This is a genomic window from Sulfurospirillum arsenophilum NBRC 109478, from assembly GCF_000813345.1.
Taxonomy (GTDB): domain Bacteria; phylum Campylobacterota; class Campylobacteria; order Campylobacterales; family Sulfurospirillaceae; genus Sulfurospirillum; species Sulfurospirillum arsenophilum.
Map to the genome: position 1 here is coordinate 234,619 of NZ_BBQF01000001.1, position 14,629 is coordinate 249,247.

15 protein-coding genes are annotated in these 14,629 nt (G+C 36.2%); 10 read left to right on the forward strand and 5 right to left on the reverse strand.

The window, feature by feature from the left end; translation table 11 throughout:
• From fliH to SAR02S_RS01210, 3 genes are all read left to right on the forward strand, one after another.
• Window positions 1–804 carry a flagellar assembly protein FliH gene (gene fliH, locus SAR02S_RS01200; protein WP_041956158.1) on the forward strand — a complete coding sequence of 268 codons (804 nt, stop codon included), beginning with the start codon at window positions 1–3 and terminating at the stop codon, window positions 802–804.
• Window positions 805–819: 15 nt separating this feature from the next.
• The gene (gene dxs / locus SAR02S_RS01205; RefSeq protein WP_041956159.1) at window positions 820–2,652 is read left to right on the forward strand and encodes a 1-deoxy-D-xylulose-5-phosphate synthase; all 1,833 of its coding nucleotides are present in this window, start codon (window positions 820–822) and stop codon (window positions 2,650–2,652) included.
• Window positions 2,653–2,741: 89 nt separating this feature from the next.
• Entirely contained in the window at window positions 2,742–3,161 is a 420-nt protein-coding gene (locus SAR02S_RS01210; RefSeq protein ID WP_041956160.1) for a Fur family transcriptional regulator, read from the forward strand.
• Window positions 3,162–3,216: 55 nt separating this feature from the next.
• On the opposite strand, the gene SAR02S_RS01215 is transcribed toward SAR02S_RS01210, so the two are convergent.
• Complete coding sequence (locus SAR02S_RS01215) at window positions 3,217–3,813, reverse strand: peroxiredoxin (RefSeq protein WP_041956161.1); 597 nt, start codon at window positions 3,811–3,813, stop codon at window positions 3,217–3,219.
• 108 nt (window positions 3,814–3,921) lie between these two features.
• Window positions 3,922–5,892 (reverse strand): methyl-accepting chemotaxis protein, encoded by a 1,971-nt coding sequence (locus SAR02S_RS01220; protein ID WP_041956162.1) that lies wholly within the window; start codon window positions 5,890–5,892, stop codon window positions 3,922–3,924.
• Between the two features lie 321 nt (window positions 5,893–6,213).
• Here SAR02S_RS01220 and SAR02S_RS01225 point away from each other — a divergent pair, with 321 nt between their 5' ends.
• From SAR02S_RS01225 to SAR02S_RS01250, 6 genes are all read left to right on the forward strand, one after another.
• Window positions 6,214–6,498 (forward strand): DUF362 domain-containing protein, encoded by a 285-nt coding sequence (locus SAR02S_RS01225; protein WP_041956163.1) that lies wholly within the window; start codon window positions 6,214–6,216, stop codon window positions 6,496–6,498.
• Between the two features lie 149 nt (window positions 6,499–6,647).
• A complete protein-coding gene (gene ndk, locus SAR02S_RS01230) occupies window positions 6,648–7,061 on the forward strand; it encodes a nucleoside-diphosphate kinase (protein WP_041956164.1) in 414 nt (137 codons plus the stop codon).
• A gap of 5 nt (window positions 7,062–7,066) precedes the next feature.
• On the forward strand, window positions 7,067–7,435 hold the full coding sequence (locus SAR02S_RS01235) for a DNA-binding protein (protein ID WP_041956165.1): 369 nt from the start codon (window positions 7,067–7,069) through the stop codon (window positions 7,433–7,435).
• Between the two features lies 1 nt (window position 7,436).
• The gene (gene rpmF / locus SAR02S_RS01240; RefSeq protein ID WP_041956166.1) at window positions 7,437–7,589 is read left to right on the forward strand and encodes a 50S ribosomal protein L32; all 153 of its coding nucleotides are present in this window, start codon (window positions 7,437–7,439) and stop codon (window positions 7,587–7,589) included.
• Window positions 7,590–8,582 carry a phosphate acyltransferase PlsX gene (plsX, locus tag SAR02S_RS01245; protein WP_041956168.1) on the forward strand — a complete coding sequence of 331 codons (993 nt, stop codon included), beginning with the start codon at window positions 7,590–7,592 and terminating at the stop codon, window positions 8,580–8,582.
• A gap of 9 nt (window positions 8,583–8,591) precedes the next feature.
• Window positions 8,592–9,584 carry a beta-ketoacyl-ACP synthase III gene (locus SAR02S_RS01250; protein WP_041956169.1) on the forward strand — a complete coding sequence of 331 codons (993 nt, stop codon included), beginning with the start codon at window positions 8,592–8,594 and terminating at the stop codon, window positions 9,582–9,584.
• A gap of 42 nt (window positions 9,585–9,626) precedes the next feature.
• Here the strand turns inward: SAR02S_RS01250 and SAR02S_RS01255 are convergent, their stop codons facing one another.
• Window positions 9,627–10,454, reverse strand: a complete 828-nt coding sequence (locus SAR02S_RS01255; protein WP_041956170.1) for a prephenate dehydrogenase — start codon at window positions 10,452–10,454, stop codon at window positions 9,627–9,629.
• 130 nt (window positions 10,455–10,584) lie between these two features.
• Between SAR02S_RS01255 and bamA the strand changes: the two genes are divergently transcribed.
• Complete coding sequence (gene bamA, locus SAR02S_RS01260; RefSeq protein ID WP_041956172.1) at window positions 10,585–12,822, forward strand: outer membrane protein assembly factor BamA; 2,238 nt, start codon at window positions 10,585–10,587, stop codon at window positions 12,820–12,822.
• Between the two features lie 58 nt (window positions 12,823–12,880).
• Here the strand turns inward: bamA and SAR02S_RS01265 are convergent, their stop codons facing one another.
• Both SAR02S_RS01265 and SAR02S_RS01270 read right to left on the reverse strand, forming a co-directional pair.
• Window positions 12,881–14,347 carry a Ppx/GppA phosphatase family protein gene (locus SAR02S_RS01265; protein WP_041956173.1) on the reverse strand — a complete coding sequence of 489 codons (1,467 nt, stop codon included), beginning with the start codon at window positions 14,345–14,347 and terminating at the stop codon, window positions 12,881–12,883.
• A complete protein-coding gene (locus SAR02S_RS01270; protein ID WP_041956174.1) occupies window positions 14,347–14,598 on the reverse strand; it encodes a YfhL family 4Fe-4S dicluster ferredoxin in 252 nt (83 codons plus the stop codon). Before SAR02S_RS01270 ends, SAR02S_RS01265 begins: the two co-directional genes overlap by 1 nt.
• Window positions 14,599–14,629: the final 31 nt, after the last annotated feature.

A 14,629-nucleotide genomic window follows, 5' to 3' on the forward strand; every position in this document is an offset into this window, starting at 1 on the left:
ATGTCAGATAATATTATTGATAAAGATAGAGTGGAAGATCACTCCGTACAGAGCTATCGGTTTAAAGTATTGGGCTCCAATTTAGCAGAGATGCCTACAGCTTTACATGTAAATGATGCTTATGCATCTGAGAGCATGTATGAGACTGAAACAAAGCCTGTCAATGATGAAATTATCAATATCGCACGCATTGAAGAAGGCACACAAAATCAATTTATTGAAGAGTTGCTCAAAAAGACGGATGAACTTACTTCTAATGTGGTCAAGCTTCAAATTCAGATTGAAAAACAAGAACAAGATTTTAATAATAGACTCACTGAAGAGTTGACACGTGAGAGAGAAAATGCCTATTCTCAAGGGTATCAAAAAGCTAAAGAAGAATCTGAATCAGCTGTTACCGAGATGAAGTCGCGCTACTTAAAATCTATCGGGCATGTCGATACACTTTACAAAAGTATTGAAGAGCGCTTAGCCAAACTAGAGACAGATATGAGCGTAACAGCTTTTGAGATTGCCAAAGAGGTGATTAAGAAAGAAGTGAGCTTGTCAAGTTCAAAAATTGCAGGATCTCTTTCAAAAGCCTTATTGCAGGAAGTGAAAGATGCACTTAAAATTGAGCTAAAGGTTAATCCCAAAGATTTAGATGCACTCAAAGAGCTTTATGCCGAAGACGAAAAGATCAAAGTGACCTCAGATGATGCTATTACGCTAGGGGGTGTTGTCATTCTAAGTGATGTTGGGAATTTGGATGGCAATTTAGCAATGCGTTTAGAAAAAGTCAAATATCTATTACAAGAAAACTAAGAAGTACTGGAAGACATGAAAAAATTACGAGAATGTTCTATTGAAGAATTAAATGAATATTGTGATCAGATTAGGCAAAAAATCATTCAGACAGTTAGTCATAATGGAGGCCATCTAAGTAGCAATGTAGGCGCAGTAGAGCTTATCGTTGCAATGCATTATGTCTTTGATGTCCAAAATGATCCTTTTATCTTTGATGTGAGCCATCAAGCATATACGCATAAACTCATTACGGATCGTTGGGAAAAATTTGATACTTTACGTGAACTCGATGGTATCAGTGGATACACAAGACCTGATGAATCACCGTATGACTACTTTGTGGCAGGTCACAGCTCAACATCTATTTCTCTAGCCGTAGGTGCTGCAAAAGCTATAGCACTTAAAAATGAGCAGTCGAAACGCGTTCCTGTAGCGCTTATTGGTGATGGTTCTTTAAGTGCAGGTATGGTTTATGAGGCGCTAAATGAATTGGGCGACCGTAGATACCCTGTTGTTATTATCCTGAACGACAATAAAATGAGTATATCAAAACCTATTGGTGCAATCAGTAAATTTCTTTCCAGTGCCATGGCAGGTACCTTTTATCAAAAAATAAAAAAAATAACCGAGCAAATTTTGCAGTATTTGCCAGAGAGTGCCACGTATATGGCAAAGAAATTTGAAGAAAGTATCAAACTTATTACGCCAGGTATGCTATTTGAAGAGTTAGGCATTGATTATATTGGACCGATTGATGGACATGATTTAGAAAGCCTTATTCGGGCACTCCAATCAGCACGCAGTCTTAAAAAACCTGTCATTGTACACGCACAAACCCTTAAGGGTAAAGGGTATGAGATGGCAGAGGGATACTATGAAAAATGGCATGGCGTGGGCCCTTTTGACGTTGCTAGCGGCGAGGCAATTAAAAAAGGTGTTAGCAAAAATGCGACAACGATGTACTCAGAAGCTTTGATGACATTAGCCAAAACACATGATAATGTTGTGGGCGTCACTGCTGCCATGCCAAGCGGTACAGGACTTAGTCCACTCATTCAGGCGTATCCTAACCGTTTTTGGGATGTTGCGATTGCTGAGCAACACGCTGTTACATCTATGTGTGCAATGGCAAAAGAGGGCTTTAAACCTTATATAACCATCTATTCCACTTTTTTACAGAGAGCCTATGATCAAGTGATTCATGATGCTTGTATTATGAATCTGGATGTTGTTTTTGCAATTGATCGCGCAGGTATTGTGGGTGAAGATGGAGAAACACACCAAGGAGTTTTTGATATTTCGTATCTTAGTGCTGTTCCACACATGACACTCATGGCTCCTCGTGATGAAAGAGGGATGCATGCAGCGATTCACTATTCTTATACGCACAAAGGACCTTTAGCAATCCGTTATCCAAGAGGCGCTTTTTTAGAGTGTGAGCGTTTTGAATCGACACCTTTTGAATACGGAAAAGCCCAACTGCTCCAAGAAGGGCAAAGTAGTGTTTTACTCTTAGGTTATGGTAGTGGTGTGGGTAAAGCTATTGAAACAGCAAAATTATTGGCAGAACAAGGCATTGATGTTGCGATTGTAGATCTACGTTTTGTGAAGCCTTTGGATGAGCCTTTATTGATTTCGCTAGCACAAGAGTATGAACAATGGTATGTCTTTAGTGATAGCGCAAAAATAGGCGGTGTGGGTTCATTACTGATGACATTTAAAGAGAAATATACTTTACATGTAAAGATTAAAACGTTTGAATACGATGATGCGTTTATAACGCATGGAGCGACACATTTAATTGAAAAAAGACTGGGAATTAGTACTGAGCAATTAGCCGAAATCATTTTAAAAGAAGTCTATTAATTAGTAAAAAATATTAGTTAATTTATTTTCAGACAAATTGATGTGAAATATGGAATCATTCAGAAAATATTATATGAAAAGGGTTTATGATGAATGATTTTATTACTCTTCTTAAAACCAAAGAGCTTAAGGCCACACCTCAAAGAATTTCAGTTCTCAAAGAATTAGGTAAAAAGATGCATCCTACCATTGATGATCTTTACGAAGCACTCAGAAAAGAAAATCCATCGATGTCTTTGGCAACAGTTTATAAAAATTTGGCAACATTGAAAGAAAAGGGTGTGGTTATAGAAGTTAATACAACTGAAGGAAAGATGCGTTATGACATCTACTCAAAACCACATATCCATCTAATTTGTCGAAAATGTGGTACTCTTGAGGATGTTGATTATGATCAAAGTTTATTTGACTATCAAACAACATTAGAGCATGCAAAGAGCGTTAAAATTGATCGTATGGATATTATTGCAAGTGTTGAATCATGTGCAGTATGTCAAAAAAATAGCTAGTCTTTAGGAGGGAGGATAAGAGAGGTAACCTCTCTTATCTTACGCGTAGTGTATATTAAAGTTTATCTGAGTTATGCGCTAGATAGTCAGCAACACCCTCGGTGCTTGCCGTCATACCTTTATCGCCTTTTTGCCAGCCAGCTGGGCAGACTTCACCGTATTCATTGGTAAAGAGCATTGTATCAATCATTCTTAGCATTTCATCAATGTTTCTTCCAAGTGGTAAATCATTGATAACTGCATGTCTTACCGTACCATCTTGATCAATCAAGAATGAGCCACGGAGTGCTACACCTTCTTTGAAAAGTACATCATAATCACGAGAGATTTGTTTAGTAATATCGGCAACTAATGGGAATCTTACTTGACCAATTCCACCTTGATTAACGGGAGTGTTCTTCCATGCAAAGTGTGAAAATTGTGAATCTATAGATACACCAATAACATTGATGCCACGATTTTTAAACTCTTCTAATCTTTTATCAAAAGCAATGATCTCAGATGGACATACAAATGTGAAATCTAATGGATAGAAGAATAAAACTGTGCCCTTCGTCCCGAAATTTTCGTATAGATTGAAATTATCGACAATTTGATTGTCACCGAGTACTGCAGTCGCTGTAAAATTTGGAGCCTTATTGGTTACTAACATAATTATCCTTTAATTGAGAATTTTTATTGATACGGAAATTATACAATTAAATATAAAAAACTCTTTTAATCAATAAGACTAGTTTAGTCCAATAAGGTTAAATCTAAGTTAAGTTCTAAATTCACCAAGCTTGTGGTTAAGGTTCTCAGTCATGCGGCTTAGATGCTCAGCAGCCCCTGCAATTTCTTCAACACTACGACTATTTTCAACTGATATTTTGTTGATTTCACTGATTTTTGTAATAATAATTTCAATTTCATCACCTGTTTGAAGATAACTATTAACAGTGCTTTCTGTGATTTTAGTCACTTCATTGATGATCCTAAAACTTTCTTGAAGGCTGTTCTCAACTTTTTGGGCAGTGTTTGCTAATTCTTCGACTTTTTGTGAATTATGGCTCATTTGTTCACTAGAATTAACAATCGACTGAACAATAACATTAATGGTAGCATTGATTTCAATAAGGCTTTTTTGGGTACGCTCAGCAAGTTTACGTACTTCATCTGCCACAACAGCAAATCCACGTCCATGTTCTCCTGCGCGTGCTGCTTCAATAGCGGCATTAAGGGCTAAAAGATTGGTTTGATCGGCGATATCACTAATGACCGTAAGAACACTTCTGACTTGTTCTGCATCCGTACTGAGCTGATTCAGTTTTTGTGCAAGTTCAATTTCTGTTGCAGAACTTTTTTGAATTTCTTCAGTCAACGAACCTACAGCATTGCTGGCTGATTGAAGTGCATTGTTAGCATTAATCATATCATTTTTACTATTTTTTGCTTGATCGATAGAGATACTCATATCTCCGCGTACACGGTTGGCTTGGTTAGTTGTATCCAGAACAATGGCAGATGATTTCTCAACCAGCTTACCAACTTGCAATGAAGTTGTAGAGAGCTCATGTGAAATAGAAGAGTTCTCACTTGAAAGTGATTTTGCATTACAGATTAAAATACGTACTTTTTCAATAAAGTTATTGATCTGCTCACTTGCCTGTGCAATTTCGTCATTTCCCTTGATTTCTAAATGGCGAGTAAGATCGCCATCACCACTGGAAAGATCTTTTGCTTTTTCGATAAGATTATTAAGTGGTTTTGTGATGATTTGATTAATGATAATCCAAATAATGACGACAATAATAAGCGTCATGATTAAAGAGGTAATGATCAGATTGTTTCTTAGTTTATCATTAGCCGCTTGAAAATCTTTCTCATTTGCTTTTGCAACCAATATCCAATTCCATTTATCAAAGGCTTTAAAACTTAAAATTTTAGCTTCACCTTCTTCGTTAACATGAAGCATGCCATTTTTTTGAGTGAGAATTTTTTTATCAAGTTCAGAAGAAATTTTAGCGCCATCTGTTTTAGGATGTACGTCATAGGATTCGCTTTTACTATTCATGGCATAAAAATAACCATTATCACCAAGCTTCATACTGTTAATTTGTGTTTCTAATGCTTGAAGACCTTGTGTAAAGTTGTAACCAATAAATAAAATACCTATTACTTTATTATCTTGAAGAATAGGTGAGTAAACCGTAATATAATCTTCACCAAAAAGTCTTGCATTGCCAATGTATTTTTGTTTTTTCATAATAGATTCATAGGCAGGGCTGTTCTTTCCTAAAAAAGTTCCCATCGCACGTGATTTGTCTTCTTTTTTAAGAGAAGTTGAAACGCGAATAAAATCATCACCACTTAGCACAAAAATGGTAGCGACGGCATTTGTTAGATTCGTAAAAGCATCCACTTTAAGGAAGTTATTATTAAGCGTATAATCATCTGTTGTAAGTAAAGGTGTATCCACACCGTTTACTTTGATTTTTTCATTAGAATTAATATGAAACTTACTAAATTCTGATTCAAAAACAGTAAAAAGTTTAATAGCGGTATCTTCGAGTGCACTGTTGTAAACTTTGACAGTTTGCTCTAACCCTGTTAGATTCCCCGTTATTTTTTGTTCTGTTTCTTCTTTGATATAGCCACTAAGATAAAAATTGATATAAAAAATAAAAGCAAAAATTGAAAAAGAAACAATTAAAACTTGTAAAATTGTTACTTTTTTCGCAATAGAATTCATGAAATGTCTCCAAACTAAAATATAATTTAATTATAACATGAAAATATACCTTTTAAGACGTTATACAAGAGAGATAAACGTCAAGAATTAAAGAGATGAAGAAAGATTAATATAACTGTTGGGTGGCGTATAGACATAAATAGCTCTTGTAAGCTACAGTCTTAATTTTAAGATATCTTGCTTCAAAAAGAAGGTTAGGGTTTGAATTAGCTAAATTAAACCATTTACTGCTTTTTAACTAGCAACTTGGGTTTAATATCAATTTTAATTTAGTTTCGATATAGTTTTTTGTTAGTAAAAAATACCGAGTAAGGAGAAATTATGGCAGTAAAAATTACTGATATTTGTATTGCATGTGGCGCCTGTATTGATGAGTGCCCAGTAGAAGCAATTGTAGATGATAGTGATAACCCAACAGGTGCAGATATTTATTATGTCTACGCTGACAAATGTGTTGAGTGTGTTGGTCATCATGATGCGCCTGCGTGTGCAGAAGCTTGCCCAACTGAGGGATGTATCGTATGGGATGCACCATATGCTGGACAACCAAGCCGTGATGAAATCAGTGCAGATATGAGAAAAGGCACAACGCCTTGTGCTGAATAGTTAATCATAAGAACAAAAGAGGGCTTGCTCTCTTTTGTTTCTAGAGTTTAAAACACAGTTTAATTGATATTAAAAAAAAATTCTGCTATACTCCCACGTTCTAATTCCCTACAAAGTTATGAAATTCAATTATATTATAGGAGAAGATTGTGGAAAGCACATTATCCATTATTAAACCAGATGCAGTAGCGAAAAATGTTATTGGTAAAATTGTTGACAGATTTGAATCAAATGGGTTAAAAATTGCGGCGATGAAGAAAGTACAACTCAGCCAAGCTGATGCTGAAGCTTTTTATGCAGTTCATGCAAGTAGACCATTCTTTGGCGATCTTGTTAAATTTATGATTAGTGGACCAGTTGTGGTTATGGTTTTAGAAGGCGAAAATGCAGTTCTTAAAAATCGTGACCTTATGGGTGCTACCAATCCTAAAGAAGCAGCAAAAGGTACTATCAGAGCAGATTTTGCTGACAGTATTGATGCTAATGCAGTACATGGTAGCGATAGCTTAGAGAATGCAAAAATTGAGATTGATTTCTTTTTTGCAAGAAGAGAAATTCTCTAATTCCAATGAATATAGAATTCAAAAAAATTCCCGCTAATGGGATTCATTTTGAAACATCTTTAGGCGATATTAGATTTTTCGGTGAAGCTATAAAGACAAGTAAGACAATGGTAAAATGCACAGGTGTTATGGAAGGGAATCTTCCTCATCTATGTGACAGGTGTGCTGAAAGTTTTAAGTTAATGGTTAACGAGCGTGTTGAAGTTTTTGCTAGTGAAGGTCTTTATGAAGATAACGAAGGCGAAGAACTTTTAAATGTAATAGAATTTTTTGATGGTTCGATTGATATTGATACAATGCTTCAAAGTGAAATCGAAGCTTTCAAAAGTGATTACCACTATTGTGGACAATGTGAACAACTAAAAGGAGAATAAAATGGCTGTACCTAAGAGACGCGTGAGCAAAACCAGAGGCGCAAAAAGAAGAACACATTATAAAGTAACTCTTCCTATGCCTGTTAAAGATAGTGATGGAACATGGAAAATGCCTCATAGAGTGAACAAAACAACAGGCGAATATAAAAACTAAATGCTAACCATAGCAATTGATGCGATGGGAGGGGACTTTGGTCCCTCTCCAATTGTTGAAGGAACCCTTCATGCGCTTAAAGAGCGCCAATTTAAAGCACTTCTTGTAGGGGACGTTAGCGTTCTCAAACCTCTTATCCCTAATGAATATTTAAACAGAGTCTCATTTGTTGAAGCAACCGATGTTTTAGACATGCACGAAGCAGCAACTAACGCTCTTAAACGCAAAGAGACATCAATCTATAAAGCGGTTGATCTTGTTAAAGATAAGACGGCAGATGCTGTAGTTTCTATGGGACATAGTGGTGCTACAATGAGTTTAGCAACACTACGTATTGGAAGACTTAAGGGTGTTTTACGCCCTGCAATTGCCACTATTATGCCAACTGCTGTGCAAGGTAAACTGAGTCTTGTATTAGATGTAGGTGCCAATGTGGACTGCAAAGCAGAACATTTAGCACAATTTGCTATTATGGGCGAAGCGTATGCGAAAGATGTTTTGAAGATTGCCAAGCCTAAAGTTGGATTACTTTCAAATGGCGAAGAAGAGAGTAAAGGTAACGAGACAACCAAAGAGGCATTTGAAACACTTAAAAAACTTGAGAGTTTTGTGGGAAATGTTGAAGGCAACAATGTGTTTGATGGTTCCGTCGATGTTATTGTGTGTGATGGTTTTGTAGGAAATATTTTACTCAAAGCCAGTGAAGGCGTTGCAGATTCTATTACGAAAATTATCAAACAAAACGTACGACGCTCACCTTTAGCTATTGCTGGAGCGGTTTTGATGCGTAAAGTATTTACGGTGCTTAAAAAACAAGTTGACTATGCAGAATACGGTGGTGCACCGTTGATTGGTATTAATGGCTGTGCGATTATAGGCCATGGTAAAAGTAATGCAAAAGCAGTTAAAAATGCTATTTTTCAAGCAATTAATTTTTCAAGTTCTAGTATCAATGCTGATATTGAGCAAAAATTAGTGCTCTTAGAGCAATAAAGGACGAACGTGTACGCATCTTTAAAATCTATTGGAGGTTATGCTCCTTCTCGTATTCTCAGCAATACTGATCTTGAAAAAATGGTTGAGACTACGGATGAGTGGATTGAAAAGCGTACAGGTATTAAAGAGCGACGTATTGCATCTGATGAAGAAGCAACAAGTGATCTAGGTGTGAAAGCAGCGCTTCTGGCAATTGAGCGAGCAGGCATTGATAAAGAAGAAGTTGATTTAATCATCTGTGCAACACTCTCTCCAGATTATCTTTGTATGCCCTCTACCGCGTGTGTTATTGCTGGGAAACTAGGTATTAGTGATGTGATGGCCTTTGATATTAGTGCAGCATGTAGTGGATTTGTTTATATGCTCTCTATAGCAAAAGCATTTATTGAATCAGGTGCTAAAAAAAATATCCTTTTAATTGGTGCTGAAAAAATTAGTAGTCTCGTCGATTATACCGATAGAGGTACATGTATTCTTTTTGGTGATGGTGCAGGTGCCGCGATTATTGGTGCAACAGAAGATAAAAATGAAGCTATTATAGATATTCATGCATCTGCCGATGGTCGTTATGGCGATCTTCTCATTACCCCAGGCTGTGGCTCAAAATACCCATGTTCACAAGAAACGCTTGATAATAAACTCAATTACATTAAAATGCAAGGCAATGAAGTTTATAAAGTGGCTGTTAAAACTTTAACAAACGATGTAATTGATATTTTAGAAAACAATAACATAACAGCTGCACAGATTGATCATTTTATACCGCATCAAGCAAACCTTAGAATTATTGAAGCAGTACGCGCAAAGCTTGATTTTCCTATTGAAAAGACCATTTTAACGGTTGCAAAATATGGCAATACATCAGCAGCTTCAATCCCAATGGCTATCAATGATGCTTATGAAGAAGGTCGCATTAAAAAAGGTGATCTAATGCTCTTAGATGCTTTTGGTGGTGGTTTTACTTGGGCAAGTGGGCTTGTCAGATTTGGCGGCAATTAATCTTTACATGTAAACTTAGAAAAGCTTACATGTAAATTACTTTTAGAGAATTTTGTGTAAGGTTGTGGCTTTACTCATCCACGCTTCAAGGCCTTTCCAGTCTTCTTCTTCAATCATCCTCTTTGATTTTGCTAGCTCTTGTTCAAAAACATCAATGGAACTTAAAAGATTGTTTTTATTTTGTCTGAAAATATCTGACCACATTTGAGGCGAGCTTTTAGCAACGCGGCTCATATCTTTAAAACCACCTGCTGCAAGGGCTAAAATACTTTTTGGATCTTCTTGTCCCATAACGCTGTTTGCGAGTGCATAACTAATCACATGGGGAAGGTGTGAGATAAATGAAGCATGAGCATCATGCGAAATGGGATCCATAAAGACGATTTTCATACCAATGTGAGAGAACATCTGAATCGCTCGGTTTTTATGTAGGTCATTACTGTTATCGGTATCGCATAAAACAACCACTTTGTCATGATAGAGATTTTGAATAGCCGCACTTGGTCCAAATTTTTCAGTACCAGTCATAGGGTGGGCGGCAATAAAATTAGAACGAATCGATTCAGGTACGGAAGCCACAATTTCTGCTTTGGTACTTCCTAAATCAATGATTGTTGTTGTGTCACGTACATCTTTAAGATCTTGGAGTGCTTTGATAATGCCTCCAACAGGAATGGCAAGGAAAATAACATCACAGGTTTTAATTTCAGCAAAAGAGACAATATCATGGACAAGATTGAGCTTTAATGCTTCTTCGCAGTGACTTAAGTTGTGGTCAAAGCCAACAATTTTAGAGACCAATTTTGTATTTTGAAGCGCTAATCCTAATGAGCCTCCCATCAAACCTAAGCCAACAATACCAATAACCATTAAAACTCCTTTAATTACGCATCTTTAGAGTACCAAACAATAGCCATTTTATGGGTTTAATAGGCACTTAATTCTAGAGATGGTATTATATTCAAAATATCTAAAAAAATAAATTTTAGGGCTGATCAGTATGAAAAAAATAACTGCGTTGTCTCTTGTTGTCGCAACTACATTGTATGCGGCTCCGTTAAAAAGCCTTCAGTTTGATGGTTTAATCCATCTTTCACCAGAGATGGCTTCGGAGATGATCGATATGAGAGCTGGTGACTCTGTCGATATGGAAAAAATCGATAAAGCGGTTAAAACGCTTTACAAACAGAACTATTTTGAAGACGTTTGGATCGAAGAAGTCGGCGAGGGTGCTTTAGTAGTTCATGTAAAAGAGAAGCCTGTTATTGCTAAAGTTGATTTTTTAGGCATTAGCGACAATGATAAAGATGAAATGAATAAACTTGCAGGTGTAAAAAAAGGCGAAGTTTATGATGCTGAGAAAGCAGAACTCTCTAAGCTAAAAATCATCAAATTTTATGAAGATAAAGGTTATTTTGACACTATAGTAGAGATTAAAACTACACCTTTAAACGAAAAACTTTCCATGTCACTAGATTTTGTGATCAATCGTGGTGAGAACGTTGTTATTAAAAAGGTCACTTTGTGTGGCTCTAAAGCGCTTGACTATGATGATGTTGAGCCAAATATCGCTAATAAGTCTGAAGAGTGGTTGCCATGGATGTTTGGTTTTAATGATGGAAAGCTTAAAACAACTGATTTAGAGCATGACTCTGCACGTATTAAAGATACTTATATGCAAAAAGGTTATCTTGACTGTGAAGTCAGTCAGCCGTTTTTAAAAACCTACTTAGATAGTTATACTGCAGATCTTGTTTACAGCATTAGTGAAGGCGAACAGTATAAAGTGGGAACTGTTGCTATAGAAATTCCAGAGGGTTTTTTTGATACGAATGAAGTTATCAAAGAGATGAATCTTCAAAATGGGAAAGTCTTTAACGTAGCAAAATTACGTAAAGATATGACACTGATTGAGACAAAAGTTGCGGATCAAGGGTATGCATTTGTTAAGATTGTTCCTGATGTCAAAAATGATAAAAAAACGCATATTGCAAATATCACCTATCGTGTAATGCCTGGTGAAAAAGTTTATATTAACAATGTTCGAATTGCTGGAAATAGCCGAACAATTGATAGAGTTGTCAGACGTGAAATTTATCTAGCAAATAATGATCTTTACAGCAGAACAGATGTTACCGATACGAAAAGTGCACTCAAACGAACAGGTTATTTTGAAGATGTTGAAATTAAAGAAGAGCGTTTAAGTAAAAACTCAATGGATATTGTTGTCAATGTCAAAGAGGCTTCTACAGGTTCAATTGGTGGAGGTATTGGTTATGGTTCGTCCGATGGAGTTCTTTTAAGTGCTAGCGTTTCGGATGGTAATATCTTTGGTTCTGGACTAAGAGCTGGTATTGATATTGAGAGATCTGATAGTGAGCTTAATGGTGCAATTTCCTTAACTAATCCTCGTCTTTTTGACTCTGTGTATAGTTTAAGTGGTAGAATCTATGGTGCGGATAATAATTATTACTATTACGATGAAAAAAAATATGGTATCAATGTTGCATTAGGACGTAAAATTGCTCGAAATTGGAGTACTTCTTTAGGGTATATTATTCAACAATCCAAACTTTCAAATCTTACCAGTGAACTTCAGCCTTATAAAGGTACATTATGGACAGATGAAACAACGATAAAAAGCTCTATTGTTCCAGGACTTTCTTTTAACAATACAGATGATTACTATCTTCCACGAAGTGGCATTTCAGCTAGCACTAGCTTAGAGATTGCAGGATTGGGTGGTGATGAGAAATTTGTGAGCAGTGTCAATAAATTCGCAACATACTATGGCATGCAAGATCTTATTGATTATGATCTTATTTTACGTTATAAAGCACAATTTAAATATCTTTCCATGAATTCAGCCGATGAAAAATACTCTTATGGCGAAAAATATTATATGGGTGGTGTTAGAACAGTTCGTGGTTATGAATCAAACTCACTTTCTCCAAAACTCAATGGTACGAATATCTTAATCGGTGGTAATACTATGCTTGTTAACTCGGTAGAGGCAAGTTTTCCACTGGTCGAACGTATGAAGATGCGTGGAGCATTCTTCTTTGACTATGGTATGATTGGCGATGATAATCTTGATATTAAACGTGGTGGCACGGGTGTTGCACTCGAATGGATCTCACCACTGGGACCTATTGGATTAATTTTTTCTCAGCCAGTAATGACAGAAACAGGCGACAAAAAAGCTTCATTTGAATTTACCATCGGACAAAAATTCTAATATTCAAGAAGAGGAGTTTAACTCCTCTTCAATCTTCATTTCTCTTTAAGAATCTTCTCTATTTAATAATAATCGCAAAAGAAGCTGGTTTGATCAGCTGTTTAATTTGATCACGAGCTAAGAAGAGTTTCTTCTCTGCTTGAATGGTAAGTGTATGATTTTGATAGCTAAAAATTATTGGACTTCGACTCATATCACTATTAATCGCTTTTGCCAATGAGAGGATAAAGCTCAACCATTGCAAGGTTTGTATATCAGGCAAGAGTGCTTTGTAAAGGGTCATATCTTCTTCGCTAGGAAGTTTATTGACATGATATTTAATTAACATTGCAATGAGTATTTTTTGCTCGTGCGAAAAACCATAGTTAAGGTTATTGAGTATAAAGTAAAAACTATGCAAATGATTTTGATAAAAGCCTAGTTTGGTGCCAATATTATAAAGCTCAGCAGCAACACCAAGTTCGCACTTATATTTCTCGGGAATAGTATGTAAAGGAGAAAGCGTATCAAAAAGAAGAGATGCAACTCTTTTAATATAAAGATTGTCCTCTTCCATCATTGAAAAACGATCTTTAAAGCTTCTAAGACTCAATTTAAAATTAGGATTGAATTTATGGTGGTTTGAGCGCAAGAGATCACATAAATAAGCACCTTCTCTCACCCCTGCACCACTGGTAATGATCTTTTTCGTCAAGAGTTTTTGAAAGATAGATTGAAAGATAATACATCCTTCACGCATGGTATCATAACGATCTTTACGCACGCCTAGATTTTTAAGTCCAAGGACATCAGAGCTTACAATTGAATCAACAAAAGAGGAATGGAATGCTATCTCATATTCAAAGCCATGCACAGTTTTAAGGGGGTAGTTTGTACGCTCCATAATGATTTTAGAAAGTGATCGGAGTGTTCCACCAATGCCAATCATATCATTACATGTAAAACGCTCAGGGATTTTCTCTATCTCATGATTGATAAAAGAACGAATCTGCTCTAGTGGTATTTTTTTATCAAAAAAGAGCTCTTTGAGCCTCACTGTTCCAATATTGAGTGAGATGGTTTCTACTATCATACCATTCTCAATTTTAGCAAGCTCTGTTGAGCCTCCACCAATGTCAATGGTTACTGCTTCTTGAATCTCTTTGAGATAATTAAGAGCTCCTACAGCACCATAATAGGCTTCTTTCGTTCCTTCAATAATTTTGATGTTAATATTGAGATCATTATGAATTTTATTAATGAAAGTATTTGCATTGGGGGCATCTCTCAGTGCAGATGTTGCAATACAGAGCACTTTATTGCATTTCAGACCTTTAATAATATGTCCAAACTCTTCAAGTGTTGTAAATGCACGTTTCAGTGCAGGCTCTTGTAAAACACCACCAAAGTTATAGGCACCTTCACCAATTCGTACGCGACTTTTTGTTTCATTGATAAGATGAAATGCGAACCGACTACTCTTTTCAAAGATCGCCATTCTCGCAGAATTAGATCCTATATCAATAATGGCTGTTCGTTTTGACATTAATTTTCGTTGTTAAGTTGTTCGTATTTAAGCTTTAACTCTTCAACGCTTTCAATGTTGTCAGGATCTGGAACGATGCACTCTACTGGGCACACAGAGATACAAGCAGGCTCATCGTAGTGACCTACACATTCTGTACAGACATCAGGATCAATAATATAAATAGGATCGGATTCCTCAATTGCTCCATTTGGACACTCATCGCGACACGCATCACACGCAATACACTCATCCGTAATCATTAAAGACATGCTTGTTTTCCTTATTTAAAGTCGAATTTAT